General features: G+C 49.8%; 10 protein-coding genes. 9 read left to right on the top strand and 1 reads right to left on the bottom strand.

Translation table 11 applies throughout. From position 1 onward, the window contains the following. Positions 1-6 precede the first annotated feature (6 nt). From P9L94_03225 to iolG, 3 genes are all read left to right on the top strand, one after another. On the top strand, positions 7-966 hold the full coding sequence (locus P9L94_03225; GenBank protein ID MDP8243067.1) for a sugar ABC transporter substrate-binding protein: 960 nt from the start codon (positions 7-9) through the stop codon (positions 964-966). A 76-nt stretch (positions 967-1042) separates the two neighbouring features. Next, positions 1043-1945: a TIM barrel protein gene (locus P9L94_03230; GenBank protein MDP8243068.1), complete on the top strand. Its 903-nt coding sequence runs from the start codon at positions 1043-1045 to the stop codon at positions 1943-1945. Positions 1946-2013: 68 nt separating this feature from the next. Then, entirely contained in the window at positions 2014-3024 is a 1011-nt protein-coding gene (iolG, locus tag P9L94_03235) for an inositol 2-dehydrogenase (GenBank protein MDP8243069.1), read from the top strand. An 86-nt stretch (positions 3025-3110) separates the two neighbouring features. Here the strand turns inward: iolG and P9L94_03240 are convergent, their stop codons facing one another. Continuing rightward, positions 3111-4538 (bottom strand): neutral/alkaline non-lysosomal ceramidase N-terminal domain-containing protein, encoded by a 1428-nt coding sequence (locus P9L94_03240; GenBank protein ID MDP8243070.1) that lies wholly within the window; start codon positions 4536-4538, stop codon positions 3111-3113. A 155-nt stretch (positions 4539-4693) separates the two neighbouring features. Here P9L94_03240 and P9L94_03245 point away from each other — a divergent pair, with 155 nt between their 5' ends. The 6 genes from P9L94_03245 (at position 4694) to P9L94_03270 (ending at position 15577) form a co-directional block, all read left to right on the top strand. Then, positions 4694-5935, top strand: coding sequence for a Gfo/Idh/MocA family oxidoreductase (locus P9L94_03245; protein MDP8243071.1), 1242 nt, complete (start codon positions 4694-4696; stop codon positions 5933-5935). A gap of 31 nt (positions 5936-5966) precedes the next feature. Next, positions 5967-7310, top strand: coding sequence for a hypothetical protein (locus tag P9L94_03250; GenBank protein ID MDP8243072.1), 1344 nt, complete (start codon positions 5967-5969; stop codon positions 7308-7310). A 34-nt stretch (positions 7311-7344) separates the two neighbouring features. Further along, positions 7345-9012: a hypothetical protein gene (locus P9L94_03255; protein ID MDP8243073.1), complete on the top strand. Its 1668-nt coding sequence runs from the start codon at positions 7345-7347 to the stop codon at positions 9010-9012. Between the two features lie 146 nt (positions 9013-9158). Further along, positions 9159-11675 carry a DUF4838 domain-containing protein gene (locus P9L94_03260; protein ID MDP8243074.1) on the top strand — a complete coding sequence of 839 codons (2517 nt, stop codon included), beginning with the start codon at positions 9159-9161 and terminating at the stop codon, positions 11673-11675. 60 nt (positions 11676-11735) lie between these two features. After that, the gene (gene rhaT / locus P9L94_03265) at positions 11736-12779 is read left to right on the top strand and encodes an L-rhamnose/proton symporter RhaT (protein MDP8243075.1); all 1044 of its coding nucleotides are present in this window, start codon (positions 11736-11738) and stop codon (positions 12777-12779) included. A gap of 32 nt (positions 12780-12811) precedes the next feature. Beyond that, positions 12812-15577: a family 78 glycoside hydrolase catalytic domain gene (locus P9L94_03270; GenBank protein ID MDP8243076.1), complete on the top strand. Its 2766-nt coding sequence runs from the start codon at positions 12812-12814 to the stop codon at positions 15575-15577. Positions 15578-15584: the final 7 nt, after the last annotated feature.

Here is a 15584-nt window from a genome sequence, read left to right on the forward strand (position 1 = left end):
ATCAAGATGAAACAATGGACTTTTGCCGTCATTATTGGATTATGCGTAGTCTGCGCCCTTGTCGGATGCAATCGCCAAACCGGGCCGGTTGGAACAAAAGAATACCGTATCGGTTTTGTGATGAAGACGCTGAACAATCCATTTTTCATCCGTATGGAAGAAGGAGCGAAACAGGCGGCGGATGAGTTAAATATTGAATTGGTCGTCCAGGCGGCTGATCGTGAAATAGACGTAGAGCGCCAGATGCAGATCATCGAAAATATGATCGAGACAAAAATTGACGCTCTGTGCATCACGCCGAGCGGCTCCCGCGAAGTCGTGACGGCAATCGCGAAAGCAAACGCAGCCAATATCCCTGTTCTGATTGTTGACACGAAAGTGGATGAACAAACCGCAAAAGACATGAATGTGAGTTACCTTACGTTCATCGGTTCCGATAATTACCAAGGCGGTTTTTTGGCTGGGCAGTATTTTGGTGAGAAATATCAAGGCAAAACCGAACTGGCAATTTTGGAAGGCATCCCCGGACATGAAACCCACGATTCCCGCTTACAGGGATTTCTGGATGGCATCAAAGGTTTTCCTCAGTTAAAAGTCGTCACCTCACAACCCGCGAATACCGAACGCGACCAGGGATTTAACGTGTTTCAAAATATCTTGCAAACCTATCCAGAAGTCAAAGCGCTATTTTGTACAAATGACATGATGGCGTTGGGGGCGGTCGAAGCCATATCCGCCGCAGGCAAAGAAGGCGAAATTGCTGTGATTGGTTTTGATGCGGTCGAAGAAGCGCGTAAGGCGATTCGCGAAGGCCGCATGGAAGGTTCCATCGCGCAGTCGCCGGATGAAATGGGGCGCGTCGCGGTTGAGAGCGCCGTTAAGTCTTTGAAAGGCGAAACAATCGCAGAAGTGTTGCCTGTTAAGATTGAATTGATTACCAAAGAGAATGTTGATCTTGCGAAATAAATCGTAATCATGGATAGTGTTACGATTGTTTTTGACAGCAATCTGAAATACACAGCGAAGGCGGGGGAATAAAGCAATGTGTGCAATTCAAGTAGCGAATGCGCCTTGTTCATGGGGCGTACTTGAATTTAACCTGGAAGGCGAAGCCGCAGGATATTCAACCGTTCTCGACGAAATGCTTCAGTCGAACTACGCCGGAACCGAATTAGGCGATTGGGGCTTTATGCCCACTGACCCCGATCTTCTGCGCCAGGAACTACAATCGCGAAATCTGGCCTTGCTGGGCGCCTTCGTCCCCGTCGCTCTGGTGAATCCTGACGCGCATCAAGACGGCGTTGCGACCGCGCTCAGAATCGCCAAATTGCTCGCCGCCGTAAATGAATCGCCTTTCATCGTTCTTGCGGATGATAACGGGACCGTCGAAGCGCGTACGCAAAAAGCCGGACGCATTCAACCCGAAGACGGCCTCAGCGATGCGCAATGGAGCGTTTTCGCCCGTGGAGCGGATACCATTGCAAAGGCCGTAAAAGAAGAAACCGGCGTTCGCACTGTTTTTCACCATCATTGCGCTGGCTTTGTTGAAACGCCAGATGAAATCGAACGCCTGCTCTCTTTAACTGATCCCGAATCGCTTGGCTTGTGTTTTGATACGGGCCACTTCGAATATGGAGGCGGTAACGCTGCGGAAGGCTTGAAGACGTTTGCAGACCGGATATGGCATGTTCATTTCAAAGACTGCCATCCCAAAATTGCCCGAAAAGCCTGCGAAGAACATCTCGATTATTTTAAAGCAGTGGGCAATGGCGTATTTTGTGAACTGGGTAAAGGGTCTGTTGATTTTCCGGCGGTGTTAAAAATCTTAAATGGCCTTGGCTATGAAGATTGGATCGTCGTCGAACAGGACGTATTGCCTGGAATGGGAAGCCCGCTAGACAGTGCGCTTCGCAATCGCGAATATCTAAAATCACTTGGAATCTAAACACGCCTGCATGAATACAACGTACAAACATAACGGTATCTACACCCACATAATCAAGGACAAGCGCCATGAATACATCAAATAAAGTCAATGTTGGAGTCATAGGGACAGGCCGCATCGGAAGAGTTCACGCGGAGCATTTAGCCTACCGCATTTCCAATGCCCGCCTGGAAGCAATCTGCGACGTGAATTTTTCATCCGCGCAGGAATGCGCCGCGCAATTGAATGTGAAAAATGTCTATGATTCAGCAGAGCCAATTTTAGCCGACGGCAAGATTGATGCGGTCGTCATTTGTTCATCCACGAATACGCACGCACCCTTAATCGAACAGGCGGCGCAAGCGGGAAAACATGTGTTCTGCGAAAAGCCAATCGACTATGATCTCGCGCGAATTGATCACGCCTTAAAAGTCGTAGAGCAATCAGGCGTCAAATTCATGGTGGGATTCAACCGCCGTTTTGATCCCAATTTTTTAGAAGTCCATCGTAAAATCACAAGCGGCGCCATTGGCGATCCCCAAATTTTAAAGATAACCAGCCGTGATCCGTCACCGCCTCCCATTGAGTATGTCAAAGTATCGGGCGGCATGTTTTTAGATATGACCATCCATGATTTTGACATGGCCCGGTATCTGGTGGGCAGCGATATCACCGGGGTGTATGCCGCTGGTGGAGTACTCGTTGATCCACGCATTGGAGACGCAGGCGATATTGATACGGCGCTGATTACCCTGCATTTTTCCAATGGGGCCATCGGCGTGATTGATAACAGCCGACAGGCTGCTTACGGCTACGACCAGCGAGTTGAAGTTTTTGGGTCGGACGGTATGATCTCTGCTGAAAACAATACTCCAACCCGGACGCAAATCAGCAACAAGGACGGAATTCACTCGCCGTTGCCGCTTCATTTTTTCATGGACCGCTACATTGATTCGTACATTGAAGAAATGAGGCAGTTCATTGATTCAGTTGTGAATGATACGCCTCCTCCCGTTACGGGAATCGACGGACGCCAACCCGTCGAGATTGGGCTAGCGGCTCAACTGTCATTGAAAGAAAACCGTTTAGTCAATTTATAAATGGGGCAATCAGCGCCGCGCGATTCTAAAACCTTGATCCAGATTGATTATGCAGGTTTATCAATAAACTGTATCGCGAAAGAATTTTATCGACTCGACTTTAATTGCTGTAATAAGTCGACGGTTTCATTCACCAGTTTTTCTCCGGCTCCCGTTTGCACCGATGAGGTAACGACTTCATAACTTCCCTCCTCATAGGCTTTGCAAGTCGGGATATAGAAATCGAAATCGTTTGCGAGCGTGATGATAAAGTTGTTCTTAAACGGAGAGCGTTTCTTTAATTCCATTCCCAATTCAACAAAAATCTCATGCGGCCAGGTAATAACTGCGGTGTCAGCGCCAAGCCGGAACGCATGAATCTCCATTGTATGAAATTCACCTTCTTGCCTCATCAGCATGTCGGTATTCAACACTTTCCATGCTTCAACCAGCGCCAAAAAGGGGGGCTTCTTCTCAAACTGCGTTTGAAACGCTTCACGCGCTTTTTGAATTTTTGCTTCAGAAATCGCGGCAAATGGAACCTCGATTTTCCTAGTAAGCACCGCCAGCGATGGCGGCGCAACCGCTTTTAATTCTGGAACCTTTTGTAGAATGGTCTGCGTGAATGCGTTCGCGATATATTCAGAATTGTTATTGGGTTCTTTCGTATAAAAATTGATATGGTTGGTATCGCCCGACGTCCCCTGCCCGTAAAGCGAAAAGAAATGCGCGCCAAATTCGTTACGAAGATTGGTTTGCAACAATCCGGGAAAATCCGCTCCATATTGATCGCCGCCAAACACAGCCGTATGCACAGCGAACGAAGTCAGTGAGCCGATTGGCTTTTGATCGTTGGCGTCTCGAAAAAGCAGAATCGGAAAATCTTCATCAACTGGCCCGGCGGCCCGCACGATATCGGGGTTCATTTTTCCTGGATTAAACCGCACCGACCCGTCTTTCATGTGAAAGCGGCGGTTAAAAGCAATGCCCTTTTGTTGCGCAACGCCGACTTCCAGCGTTACCGTTTTCATATTGACCGCCGCCTGTTGCGCCGATTGGACGCAGCGATCTACAAGAATTTTTTGATAATCAATGGTTGCGTTTGGGTCTTTGCCATGCGCCTCGATAGCGGCTTCGTGAAACAGGTTCCACAGAGTCCCATAAAACTCCGGCCCGGCATGAGTGTGCGTGGCCGCAACCGATATGTTCTTGAATGGAATGCCGAGCGATTCCTGTACCCGATGCCGCACCTGGTTGGTGATCGGCGACGGGATGCTGCACAGATCGCAGATCACCAATGCGGCTTTGACGCCGCCTTGCTCCCAGACCATTGCTTTGGCAAAAAGCGGATCGTGAACGCCGTTGTTGAATTTTTCGTAATAGTTCCCTGCCATACGCCAACCCACAGGCGGAGTAATTTCGACTTGAGAACTGCCCAGCAAAAACGCCTCGTCGTCATTCGCGAATGAAGACGGCGCCGCAAACGAAAAAATAGCAATCATGCAAAGTATGTTTATGAATAGATGTAATTTCATGCCTAATTCTCTCCATCGTTTTATTCACATTGATAAGCGATCAAATGAGATTCAAATTCGTTTCATTCTCTGGTAGGATGAACGAACAATGCTATAGCATACTCTCATATTTTTTGTCGTTTGAAAATACTTCTTTCCAGGGAAAGGAATTTACCATGGCCCGCCCTACTCAATCACGACGAGCATTCTTTCAAAAAACCTCCATCGCCGCCGCGCTTCCATTACTGACCGTGCTGCCTCAGTCCGCAAAAGGCGCAAATGATCGCCTGCAAATCGGGGCCATTGGCTGCGGCAGCCGAGGGCGCAACGCGCTGATGACCGAGATTCATCAATTCAGCGCCGACCAGAACGTTGCCATTACCGCCGTTTGCGACGTGTGGAACCAACATCGTGAATCGGCGGCCTCCATGACCGAAGAATGGTTTGGTAAACGGGCGCAGGAATTCGTTGATTATAGGGATGTCCTGGCCCTTTCCGATATCGACGCCGTTACCATCGCGACGCCCGACCACCTTCATGCAACCATTTTGTATGACGCCGTCAAAGCAGGCAAAGACGCCTACTGTGAAAAACCGCTGGCCCGTAATCTCAAAGAACTCCACCGGGTGGTCGACGCCGTCAAACAGTCCGACCGCGTTGTCCAACTGGGAACGCAGTTGCGCAGTTATCCCTCTTTCACTGGATGCCGCAAAGCCGTACACGATCAAACACTGGGCAAAATCATCAAAGTCGCGCAAACCCGCAACTATTACGAACCCTACTGGTATGGCTTCAAACGCGACATCAAAGAATCCGACACCCATTGGGAACAGTTTTTAGGCCATGTCAAACACCGCGATTTTAACGACGATCAACATAGCGTCTGGTATGGATACCGCGACTTCACCGACGGTTCAATCTCAAACTTGATGTGCCATTTCATTGATCTGGTCCATTATATTACCGGCGCCCAGTTCCCCTCTTGCGCGGTCACACTTTGCGGCAATTACGCCTGGGAAGACCAGCGCACCTGCCCCGATTCCGTCCACACATTGCTTGAATACCCTGAAGGGTTCATGGTGAGCTACTCGACGTCCTGCGGAAACGGCAACGGAAATTACACCAAGTTCTGGGGAACCAAAGGAATGATCGACGCCACCGATTGGCGCGAACCATTTATGACCGGAGACGGGACAAACGCCGAAGGACGCATCGAAAAAAAGCAGCGCGTCCCCGACGTGGATATCGCGCCCCACATGCTCAACTGGCTGCAATGCCTACGCAACCGGGAGCAACCCAACGCCGATATCAACGCAGGCTATCAACACGCCATCGCCTGCCTGCTGGCTGACGCGGCCTATCTCAAAGAACGGAAAATGACCTACGATCCCAAAAAGCGTAAATTCAAATCCGCATAATGCGCAACACGGCTTGAAAGGACAATGAGACATGAAAAAAGCATTCGTATTCTTCTTAATCCTCACAACCACCCTGCTTGCAGGCTCGATACATGCAGCACACCACGACGGCCTGCTTGCTGGTTATGCGGAGGTCGATATTACTCCCCCTATGGGCGTTGGAATGCCCGGGTATTTTAGTGAACGCAAGGCCGATGGCGTTCTCGACCCCTTGCGGATCAAATCGCTCGCTCTCACCCATGATGACGCGACGGTACTCGTTCTTGCGGTTGATCTCATTTCGTTAAAGCGTCCAGTCATCGACAAAATGCGCGACGCCATCACAACAGCAACAAACGTCCCGGCGGAGCGAATCTTCATCCATGCGACCCACACCCATACTGGCGCCCGCGTATCTGAAATTGAAGACAAACTTCCAGGACAAGCAGCGGCTGCCGTTCTCAAAGCATTAGAGAACCAAAAGCCGGAGGCGAAAGTCACCTGCGGCAGCGCACAAGAGAACACAGTCACATTCATTCGCCGTTATCTGATAACGGACGGTTCAGTGCGCACCAATCCAGGACGCGCCAACCCAAACATCGTGCGCCCCATTGGCCAAATCGACCCGAATGTCAATGTTTTGTCTTTTCACGACGCCAAAATTTCCATCGTCAGTCATGGGCTTCATTGCGACTGCGTCAGTGGTACAAAATTCTCCGCCGATTACCCCTATCACCTCACCCAACGGATCAAAGAAAGCCTGGGCGCAGATTGGGATGTCATCTTTCTCAACGCCTGCTGTGGAAATCTCAATCACATTAACGTACATGATAAAACCCAAAAAAGCGGCAATGAGGAAGCGCGAAAAATTGGCCGGGCGTTAGGCGAGGCCGCGTTAAAGGCCCACGCGGATTCGGCAGAAATTGAAATCGACAAGATAGACTCGAGAGTAACTACCGTTAATTCTCCAATGCGCAAAGTCCCCGCAGAACTTTATGCGTGGGCGAAAGCCGAAATGCAGCAGGATTCAGATAAAGCGAAAAAGCGAAACTTCAACGAATACACCCCAAAAGGCGTTATCCAATTGGCCGAAACAACCGAAACAAACCGCCCGGCTGAAATCATTGCCTTACGGATAGGCCCGGTTGGAATCGTCGGCCTGCCCGCTGAATGCTTTGTCGAAATGAGCAGGTATATTCAAAACCATTCCCTGTTAGATTCGACCTTCGTAATCGGCCTGACCGGCGGCTCAATGGGCTACGTTCCACACCAGCGCGGGTATTCAGAAGGCGGCTACGAAGCGACCTACAGCAGCGCCCCGCTTGCGCCAATCACCCCAAACTTGTGGACCGACGCGGCGATCCGTTTGCTGAAAGAGTTGAAAGCAGCAAAGTAAAAAATATCACTCTAATTAGAAAAGGCGATCATTGATGAACCGTAGAGAAGCGCTTCAACTTATCATGGCGACGGCGTCTACCAGCGCCCTGGCGCAAGCGGCTGACAATGAGATTGATCCGGGCGTCATTCAACGGCATGACGCAAGACTGAAAGAGACGCTGGCGAAACAAGTGACTGACCCAAACCACCGGGGGTTTGGCGCCTATCCAGATCAATGGCAACTCTATCACTGTTACGCAGCGGCAAGCCTGCTAGAAAACGCGGTCGCAGCCTACTTGCACCCCCGGTCAGCGTATTACCATGACCAACCGCTTCTCAAACGAATTTCCTGGGCGGTTGATTTTTTAAACAGAAACCAGTCGCCTGAAGGCAACATTGATTTGCTGACGACCAATTTTGGTTCGCCGCCTGACACGGGTTTTGTTGTGCACCACGTTGCGACCGCCGCCAAACTGGCAGCGCTTCATCAGGCCGAAGACATCGCCGCGCAGATCAAACCCTTTCTGCTGAAAGCAGGCGCGGCCATGTCCGAAGGCGGCGTCCACACTCCCAATCACCGCTGGGTCGTCTGCGCCGCCCTGGCCCAGATCCACGACCTCTATCCAAACCAGAAGTATTTAGACCGTATAAACGCGTGGCTTGCTGAGGGAATCGACATTGATGAAGAAGGGCAGTTTCACGAACGAAGCACCACCATCTATAACGCTGTCTGCGACAATGCGTTTGTAACCCTCGCGCAGAAACTCGACCGCAACGACTTACTCGAACCCGTGCGCAAAAACCTCGACAGTATGTTGTATCTTCTTCACCCCAACTTTGAAGTCGTGACCGAAATATCAAAGCGCCAGGATATCAATACAAACGGAACCATGAAAAGTTACTGGTTTGCGCTGCGGTATATGGCGGTTTATGACGACAACGGACAGTACGCGTCAATTCTCAACAGCATGGAGCCGGAACAAATCAGCCTTCCATTGCTGATGGAGTATCCGCTGTTACGCAAACCGCTGCCAGAGTTGGCTCCTCCACCCCAACAATATAATAAGGTGTTTCCCTTGTCGGAAATCAGCCACATTCGCCGGGGCAAACTAAGCGCAACCATCATGCACCGCCAAAACAGCCGCTGGTTTGCGCTGCGCAATGGAAACGCCGTCATCAATGCGGTCCGCTTCGCGTCTGCATTCTACGGCAAGGGACAATTCAATCCAGAACACTTCCATCAAGACGGAGACGCCTACATTTTCACGCAAGAGATGAAGGCGCCGTATTATCAGCCCATCACCGATCCGTCCCTAAAACCCATCACCTCTGAGAACCTCGGCAGGGCCAGGCAACATCGCGAGCAGACGAATGTATCTGTCATGCAGTATGAAACAAAAATCGTCGATAAAGGCGCGATGTTTGAACTCCACATCAACGCCGTTGGAACAGATAATGTCCCTATCGCCATTGAGGTCAATTTGCGCGAAGGAGGGACAATTGAGGGCGTCGTCCCGGCGCCGAACGTCGCAGACGCCTTCTTGTTAGATGACGGCTATGCGGCCTACACGCTTGGCCGCGACTCCATCCGCTTCGGCCCGGGACGAAGAGATCACGCCTACACCCAGATACGCGGCGCTCTCAGCAAATTGTCCGGCCCAAGCGTCTACATCACCGGATACACGCCGTTCCAACATGTCATTCAATTTGAAGCGGTATAACGATGTTTCATTAAGCGCATTTATCTTCTCACACGCGAGAGAAGTTCCGTATCGACCCTCATACAGGGAGACAGAGGGCGGGGCAATTTGATATGATTTCATGCGATGAAATTTGAACGCCACGATCAAACTCATTTGGGAGATAGATGATGAAACGTTTATTTGCAATCGTCTTTGCAATAGTGTTTGTATCCGCTGTTTCTGAAGCAAAAGAATATGTAAAAACAAACGCATTAGCAAACTGGTCAATTGTCGCGTCTGAAGACGCCATCCCAAGCGAAAAATATGCGGCGCAGGAGTTTCAGCGTTTATTGAAAGACGTGAGCGGTATTACGCTGCCGATCACGTCTCGCCCTCCTGAGAGCGCAGGCGTGATTTTCATCGGTTATAGTGAAGAGATGGCGGCAAGCGAGGTGGGATTTTCTATTGATGATTTGGGTGAAGAAGGGCTGCGCATCCACACAACCTCAAATCAAATTTCCATCGCGGGCGGGCGCCCCCGGGGAACGCTCTACGGCGTTTACGAATTTATGGAGCGCTATTTTGACGTTCGCTTTCTGACGCACGACCATACCTACATTCCATCAAAGAAAACAACAAGAATACCATGCGAGACATTTACTTACATTCCGCCGTTTACGTTCCGCTGGAGTTATTACAAAGAGAACGCCGCCTATCAGGATTTCGCGGCGAAATTACGCGTGAACACAACAACCACTGATGAAAAGTTGGGCGGGAAAACCAATCAGGAACTGATCAACCATTCGTTTCATCATTTACTTTCTGTTGAAGAGTATGGAAAAACACACCCCGAATATTTTGCTCTCGTCGATGGCGAACGAAAATTGGATATGTGGGGCGGCGGGCCGGAACTGTGCGTCACCAATCCAGACGTGATAGAAATTGTAGCGAACAAGGTGATTCAAGAATTAGACGCGAACCCGGACCGGCAAAACTATAGCGTGAGTCAAAACGATAATGACAAGTATTGCCGCTGCAAACGCTGCGAAGAAATCAACCAGCGCGAAGGAACGCCGATGGGTTCCCACTTGGCTTTCGTCAACGCTGTCGCCGAACGCGTCGAAGCCAAGCATCCCGATGTTAAGATTGGCACCCTGTCGTATTGGTACACCCGCAAACCGCCAAAAACCATCCGCCCGCGCGACAACGTCCAGATTCAATTGTGCAGCATAGAATGCAGCACATTGTATGCGCTGGATGATCCTGATTCAGAAAAGAACCGGGAATTCTGCGATGACATGAACAAATGGGGCGCGATGTGCGACGATATATGGATATGGAATTACAACACCAATTTCCGCTATTACGACCTGCCGTTTCCCAATCTGCGCATCATCAGCCCCAATATTCAGTATTTTGTGAAGAACCATGTGAAGGGCCTGTTCATGCAAGCCAACGGCAACAGCATGACGGGTGAAATGTGCGACCTGCGTAACTACGTCATCAGCCGTTGTATGTGGGACCCCGATTTAGACGGTTGGGAATTGGCGAAAGAATTTTGTCAGTTGCATTATGGTAAGGCGGCGAAAACGGTTTTTGCCTATCTGGATTTTCTGCATGACAACGCCGAACGCGCGGGGTATGAGCCGGGCTGTTTTCCCAATCCGTATGAGTTGGGATTGAATGCAGAGGTTTCAACCAAAATTTTCAAATACTTTCAAAAGGCGCTAAAGCAAACCGAAAATGAGGAAGTCTTTAAGCGCGTTGAAAAAGCCTCGATTTGCGCCTGGCGGGCGGTGTTGGAAACCTGCGGCGAAATGCAAATTAACGATGGAAAATTAGTCGTTCGCTACCCGGCGCCGTTTGAAGACGCAGTCGAAAAATACAAAGCACTAACAAAGAAGTATGGTCAAGAGCGCGCCGAAGAATGGGAGCCTATCGATAATTATTATTCGCTGTTAGATCGCGCAACAAAAGAAGGCTTCAAAGCGGAAAAATTAGAAAATGATCAATGGTCGGTCCCCGTGATTGCTGAAAAGAACGGCATGATCGTTGATCTTTTCTATAAGCCAAAGAAGCGCTATTTAACGGGCAACTTTGCCGACCGTTCGCTGCGCTTATTGTTTGACCGTTGTACGATTGAAGAACAAGGTGTTAAGGGATTTCAGGATGCGCCAGAAGAATTTGAATCTGAGTCGAGCCAAGACGCTGTCGTTCTAAGTAAGAAACTTGCCGACGGTTCGATGTATACCCGCCAGATTGGTTTTGACGCTGAAAACCCCGGTCAAATCGTGTTTAAGACAGAGATCACCCACAACGGCGCCGAACCCAAAACCTATCAGATTCAGATCACGCCGGAATTTCATTCTGGCGAGGCGACCGGCAATTCAAAGATTGTTAGCGCATATATCCAAGACGATGGTTGGCGCCTGTTTAACGAAGACTGGAAAGACAGCGATGGACCGGGAAAACAAATTCTTCGAAATGCAACAGGCGGAGAATACGCATTCTTTAATCATAAGCAGCGCTACGGCGTCAAACTTAGTTATGACTCTGAACACGTGTATGCCCAAAGTTTATATTGGAACCCGCATTATCCGCTTGCAACCCTGGGGCTGATGACAAAAGAGATTGAACTCAAACCTGGCGGGCATTTTTCGTTTGAATACCGTATGGAGTATCTATCTCGACGTCCACGTTGAGAGCCGTCATTTCGTGCAATGACCTAAAGAGTTTCGCATTTTGTGTGGGGTGAATTTTTTGTGAATAATCCATTCTTCGGCGTGTTTCTACATGCAATCGGCGGATTGGCTGCGGCCAGTTTTTATATTCCGTTCAAAAAAGTCCAACACTGGTCGTGGGAAAGTTACTGGCTGGTGGGCGGCGTTTTCAGTTGGCTCGTCGCGCCTTGGGTGGTTGCAGCGCTGACGGCGCCGAATGTGTTGCAGATTCTTTCGGCGTCCCCTGCGTCGTCGCTGGTCTGGTGTTATCTGTTCGGCGTCTTATGGGGCGTCGGCGGTTTGACCTTCGGCTTGTCGATGCGCTACCTGGGCATGTCGCTGGGCTATGCGATTGCGCTAGGGTTTTGCGCGGCGTTCGGCACAATCATCCCTCCCCTCTTCGCCGGACAGTTTGGCGAACTCATCAGTAACCTCGCGGGCGTGGTGACGCTGTCTGGCGTTGTCGTTTGTCTGGTTGGGATTTCGTTTTGCGGCCTGGCGGGCATCCGAAAAGAAAAAGAACTGCCCATCGAGGAAAAGAAAAAAACGGTTATTGAGTTTGATTTGTGGAAGGGAATCTGGGTCGCGCTGTTCGCCGGGGTGATGAGCGCTTGTATGTCATTCGGCATTAACGCCGGAAAGCCCATCGCCGACATGGCCGTTCAGTTTTCTACGCCGGATATCTGGAAGAACACGCCGGTATTTATCATCATCCTTGCAGGCGGATTTACGACCAATTTAATCTGGTGTCTGTATTTGAATTATAAAAATAACACGTGGGGCGACTATGTTCGCTTGATTGATACTCCCATCGTATTCAATTATTTATTTTCTGCGCTGGCTGGCGTCACCTGGTATCTGCAATTCATGTTTTATGGAATGGGCACCACCCAGATGGGGAAATATGACTTTGGCAGTTGGACCATCCACATGGCGTTTATTATCATTTTTTCGAATATCTGGGGCTGGTCGTTTCATGAATGGAAGGGCGTGAGCAAACGCACTCATCGTCTGGTTTGGATCGGCGTTGGGATATTACTGCTTTCAACTATCGTTGTCGGCTTAGGCAATTATCTGGCTGAATAACTCAGAGTGAATTCCGAAAATGGAGAGTCGTCATGGTAAAGCATTGTTGGAAAATTGCTCTCTTTATCACATGCCTTACATTTATTTTTGATGCAAATGCTGCGATCTCTGTAAATCATCTTCGTTGTGAATATAAAAACAATCCCGCCGGAATTGATTGTCAGAATCCACGATTGAGTTGGTGGATTGATTCTGAAAAACGCGGCGTGATGCAAACCGCCTATCAAATTCTCGTTGCGTCCAGCCAGGAGAAATTACAGAGCGGCGACAGCGATCTTTGGGACAGCGGCAAGGTTCGCTCTTCCAATTCAATTCAACAAGAATACCAAGGGCAGGCGCTGCCGTCGTTTCAATCTGTATTTTGGAAAATTCGTATATGGGACGAGGATGATAACGCATCGCCTTGGAGCGAGCCAGCGTTCTGGATCAACGGCGTGATGAAAACTGACGATTGGAAGGCGTCATGGATCGGGTTGGAACTAACAGCGCCGTTTCGTCAGGAAGACGGGCTTCCCTTATTTCGCCGGGAGTTTTCGATTGAGAAAGAAGTCCGGCTTGCGATTGTCAGCGTGTGCGGGCTTGGGCAGTATGAACTTTTTATCAATAGCAAGAAGACAGCCGATCAATTTCTTGATCCTGCCTGGTCGGTGTATGAAAAGACCGTTTATTACAACACATTCGATGTGACTGACCAGTTGCAGCAAGGCGAAAACGCATTCGGCGTCATGCTTGGCAAGGGTTTTTATAACACGCAAGGCGACCGCAGAGTGCATGGCGTCAATAATGATGGCCGTCTGAAACTGATCTTACAATGTAATGTGGAATACGCCGATGGAACTCGCGACGTTCTTTGTTCGGACGGAAGTTGGAAGGCGGCGCATGGCCCGGTCACGCACAGCGCCATCCTTGCGGGAGAAGATTATGACGCCCGGCGCAGTCAGCCCGGATGGACGGCGCCGGAATTTGACGACGGCGGTTGGGCGAATGCGTCTGTGGTTGATGCGCCAACAGGTAATATCAAAGCCGCGATTTCAGAGCCGATGCGGGAGATGCAGATATTCCAGCCTGTTCAGATAGATGCCTTGCCGAATGGCGATTTTGTTTATGATTTTGGACAAAACGCATCAGCGGTCCCATCGTTAATCGTGCGAGGCAAGCCCGGGCAAAGCCTTCGTCTGACGCCAGCCGAACAACGCCACGGGCAATCGCCGGAACGCGCCAATAATGGAAGCGGGCCGGTCAACCAGGCGGGCGTCGGTTCGCCGAATTATTATCAATACACGATTGGCCCAGACCAAAGCGAGACATGGCGCCCGCAATTCACCTATGGCGGGTTTCAATATATTCAGGTGAGCGGCGCTGTTCCAAAGGGGAATGAAAACCCCGGCGGCTTGCCTGTTATTGAGTCGCTGCAATCCATTCATGTGCGCAACGCTGCGGCTGAAGTCGGCGGTTTTGAATGCTCGAACCCGTTGTTCAATCGCATTGACGAGCTGATTGATTGGGCGGTCAAAAGCAACCTCGGCCACGTGCTGACTGATTGCCCGACGCGCGAAAAGTTGGGTTGGCTCGAAGTCAGTTATTTGATGGGGCCTTCGATGTCGCGCAAGTATGATCTCGCGGCGCTCTATGCAAAGAAGGCGCAAGACATCGAAGATTCGCAAGATGACAGCGGCGAAATTTTCACCGTCGCGCCCAATTACCCAAAGTTTGACGGCGGTTTTCGATACACGCCGGAATGGGGCGCCGCCGGTGTAATAATTCCTTGGCAACTGTATCGCTGGTACGGTGACGAACGCGTACTCGAAGAACACTTTGACATGATGAAGCGCTTTGTTGATTCTATGAAAGAATCATCTGACGGTTTGGTTCCACGCGCGGGGTTGGGTGACTGGTATGACTATGGGCACGGTGAAAATATGGGGCCGTCGCGGTTTACATCGCCTCAATTAACCGCCATGGCGACCTTTTACCGCTGTTGCGTCATCGTCGCTGACAGCGCTGATCTCTTGGGGAAAACGAATGAGAATCAACAGTACGAAGATTTAGCGAAGCAAATCAAATCCGCATTCAATACAAATTTCTATGAAGGAAATGGACGATACAAAAATGAGGGCAGCCCGCAAACAGCGAATGCGATCGCGCTTTCCGTTGGATTGGTTGGCTCTGAAAATCGAGATGATGTTCTGAAATCAATCGTTGATGATTTGAAACACCGCAACTTTCAACAGACCGCTGGCGATGTCGGTTTCTATTATCTGGTCGATGCGCTAGCGAGTCTGGGCGAACATGAAAATCTCTTTCAAAATGTGAACCGCAACGCCGAAGGCAGTTATGGATATATTCTCGACCTGGATTGGAACTCGATGCCCGAAGCCTGGAACGCAAATACTTCCGCCTCGATGAACCATTGCATGCTTGGGCACATTCAACAATGGTTTTATCATTACTTGTTAGGAATCCAGCAAGCGGAGGGTTCAATTGGTTTCAAACAAGTTGTCATTGATCCCGCTGTTGTTGAAGGGCTTAATTGGGCCAGAGGATACTACGATTCGATTCATGGGCGAATTTCATGCGATTGGAAAAAGTCGGAGAAATTATTGACGATGAAAGTCAGCGTTCCAGCAAACACAACCGCGATCATTCATGTTCCGACCATTGACGCCGACAAGATTACGGAGAGCGGCCGCCCAGTCCAGAACCGAAATGATGTTGACATGATGGGGATAGAAAATGGTTCTGCGCTTTTCAAAGTTGGTTCAGGAAACTATACATTCACATCACTCATCCATGAGTAATTTCAAA

Origin of the sequence: Candidatus Hinthialibacter antarcticus (genome assembly GCA_030765645.1) — a bacterium.
GTDB classification, from domain to species: domain Bacteria; phylum Hinthialibacterota; class Hinthialibacteria; order Hinthialibacterales; family Hinthialibacteraceae; genus Hinthialibacter; species Hinthialibacter antarcticus.

Coding starts and splice junctions, on each gene's coding strand:
- P9L94_03225 (MDP8243067.1), top strand. CDS start 7: ATGAAACAATGGACTTTTGCCGTCATTATTGGATTATGCGTAGTCTGC.
- P9L94_03230 (MDP8243068.1), top strand. CDS start 1,043: ATGTGTGCAATTCAAGTAGCGAATGCGCCTTGTTCATGGGGCGTACTT.
- iolG (MDP8243069.1), top strand. CDS start 2,014: ATGAATACATCAAATAAAGTCAATGTTGGAGTCATAGGGACAGGCCGC.
- P9L94_03240 (MDP8243070.1), bottom strand. CDS start 4,538: ATGAAATTACATCTATTCATAAACATACTTTGCATGATTGCTATTTTT.
- P9L94_03245 (MDP8243071.1), top strand. CDS start 4,694: ATGGCCCGCCCTACTCAATCACGACGAGCATTCTTTCAAAAAACCTCC.
- P9L94_03250 (MDP8243072.1), top strand. CDS start 5,967: ATGAAAAAAGCATTCGTATTCTTCTTAATCCTCACAACCACCCTGCTT.
- P9L94_03255 (MDP8243073.1), top strand. CDS start 7,345: ATGAACCGTAGAGAAGCGCTTCAACTTATCATGGCGACGGCGTCTACC.
- P9L94_03260 (MDP8243074.1), top strand. CDS start 9,159: ATGATGAAACGTTTATTTGCAATCGTCTTTGCAATAGTGTTTGTATCC.
- P9L94_03270 (MDP8243076.1), top strand. CDS start 12,812: ATGGTAAAGCATTGTTGGAAAATTGCTCTCTTTATCACATGCCTTACA.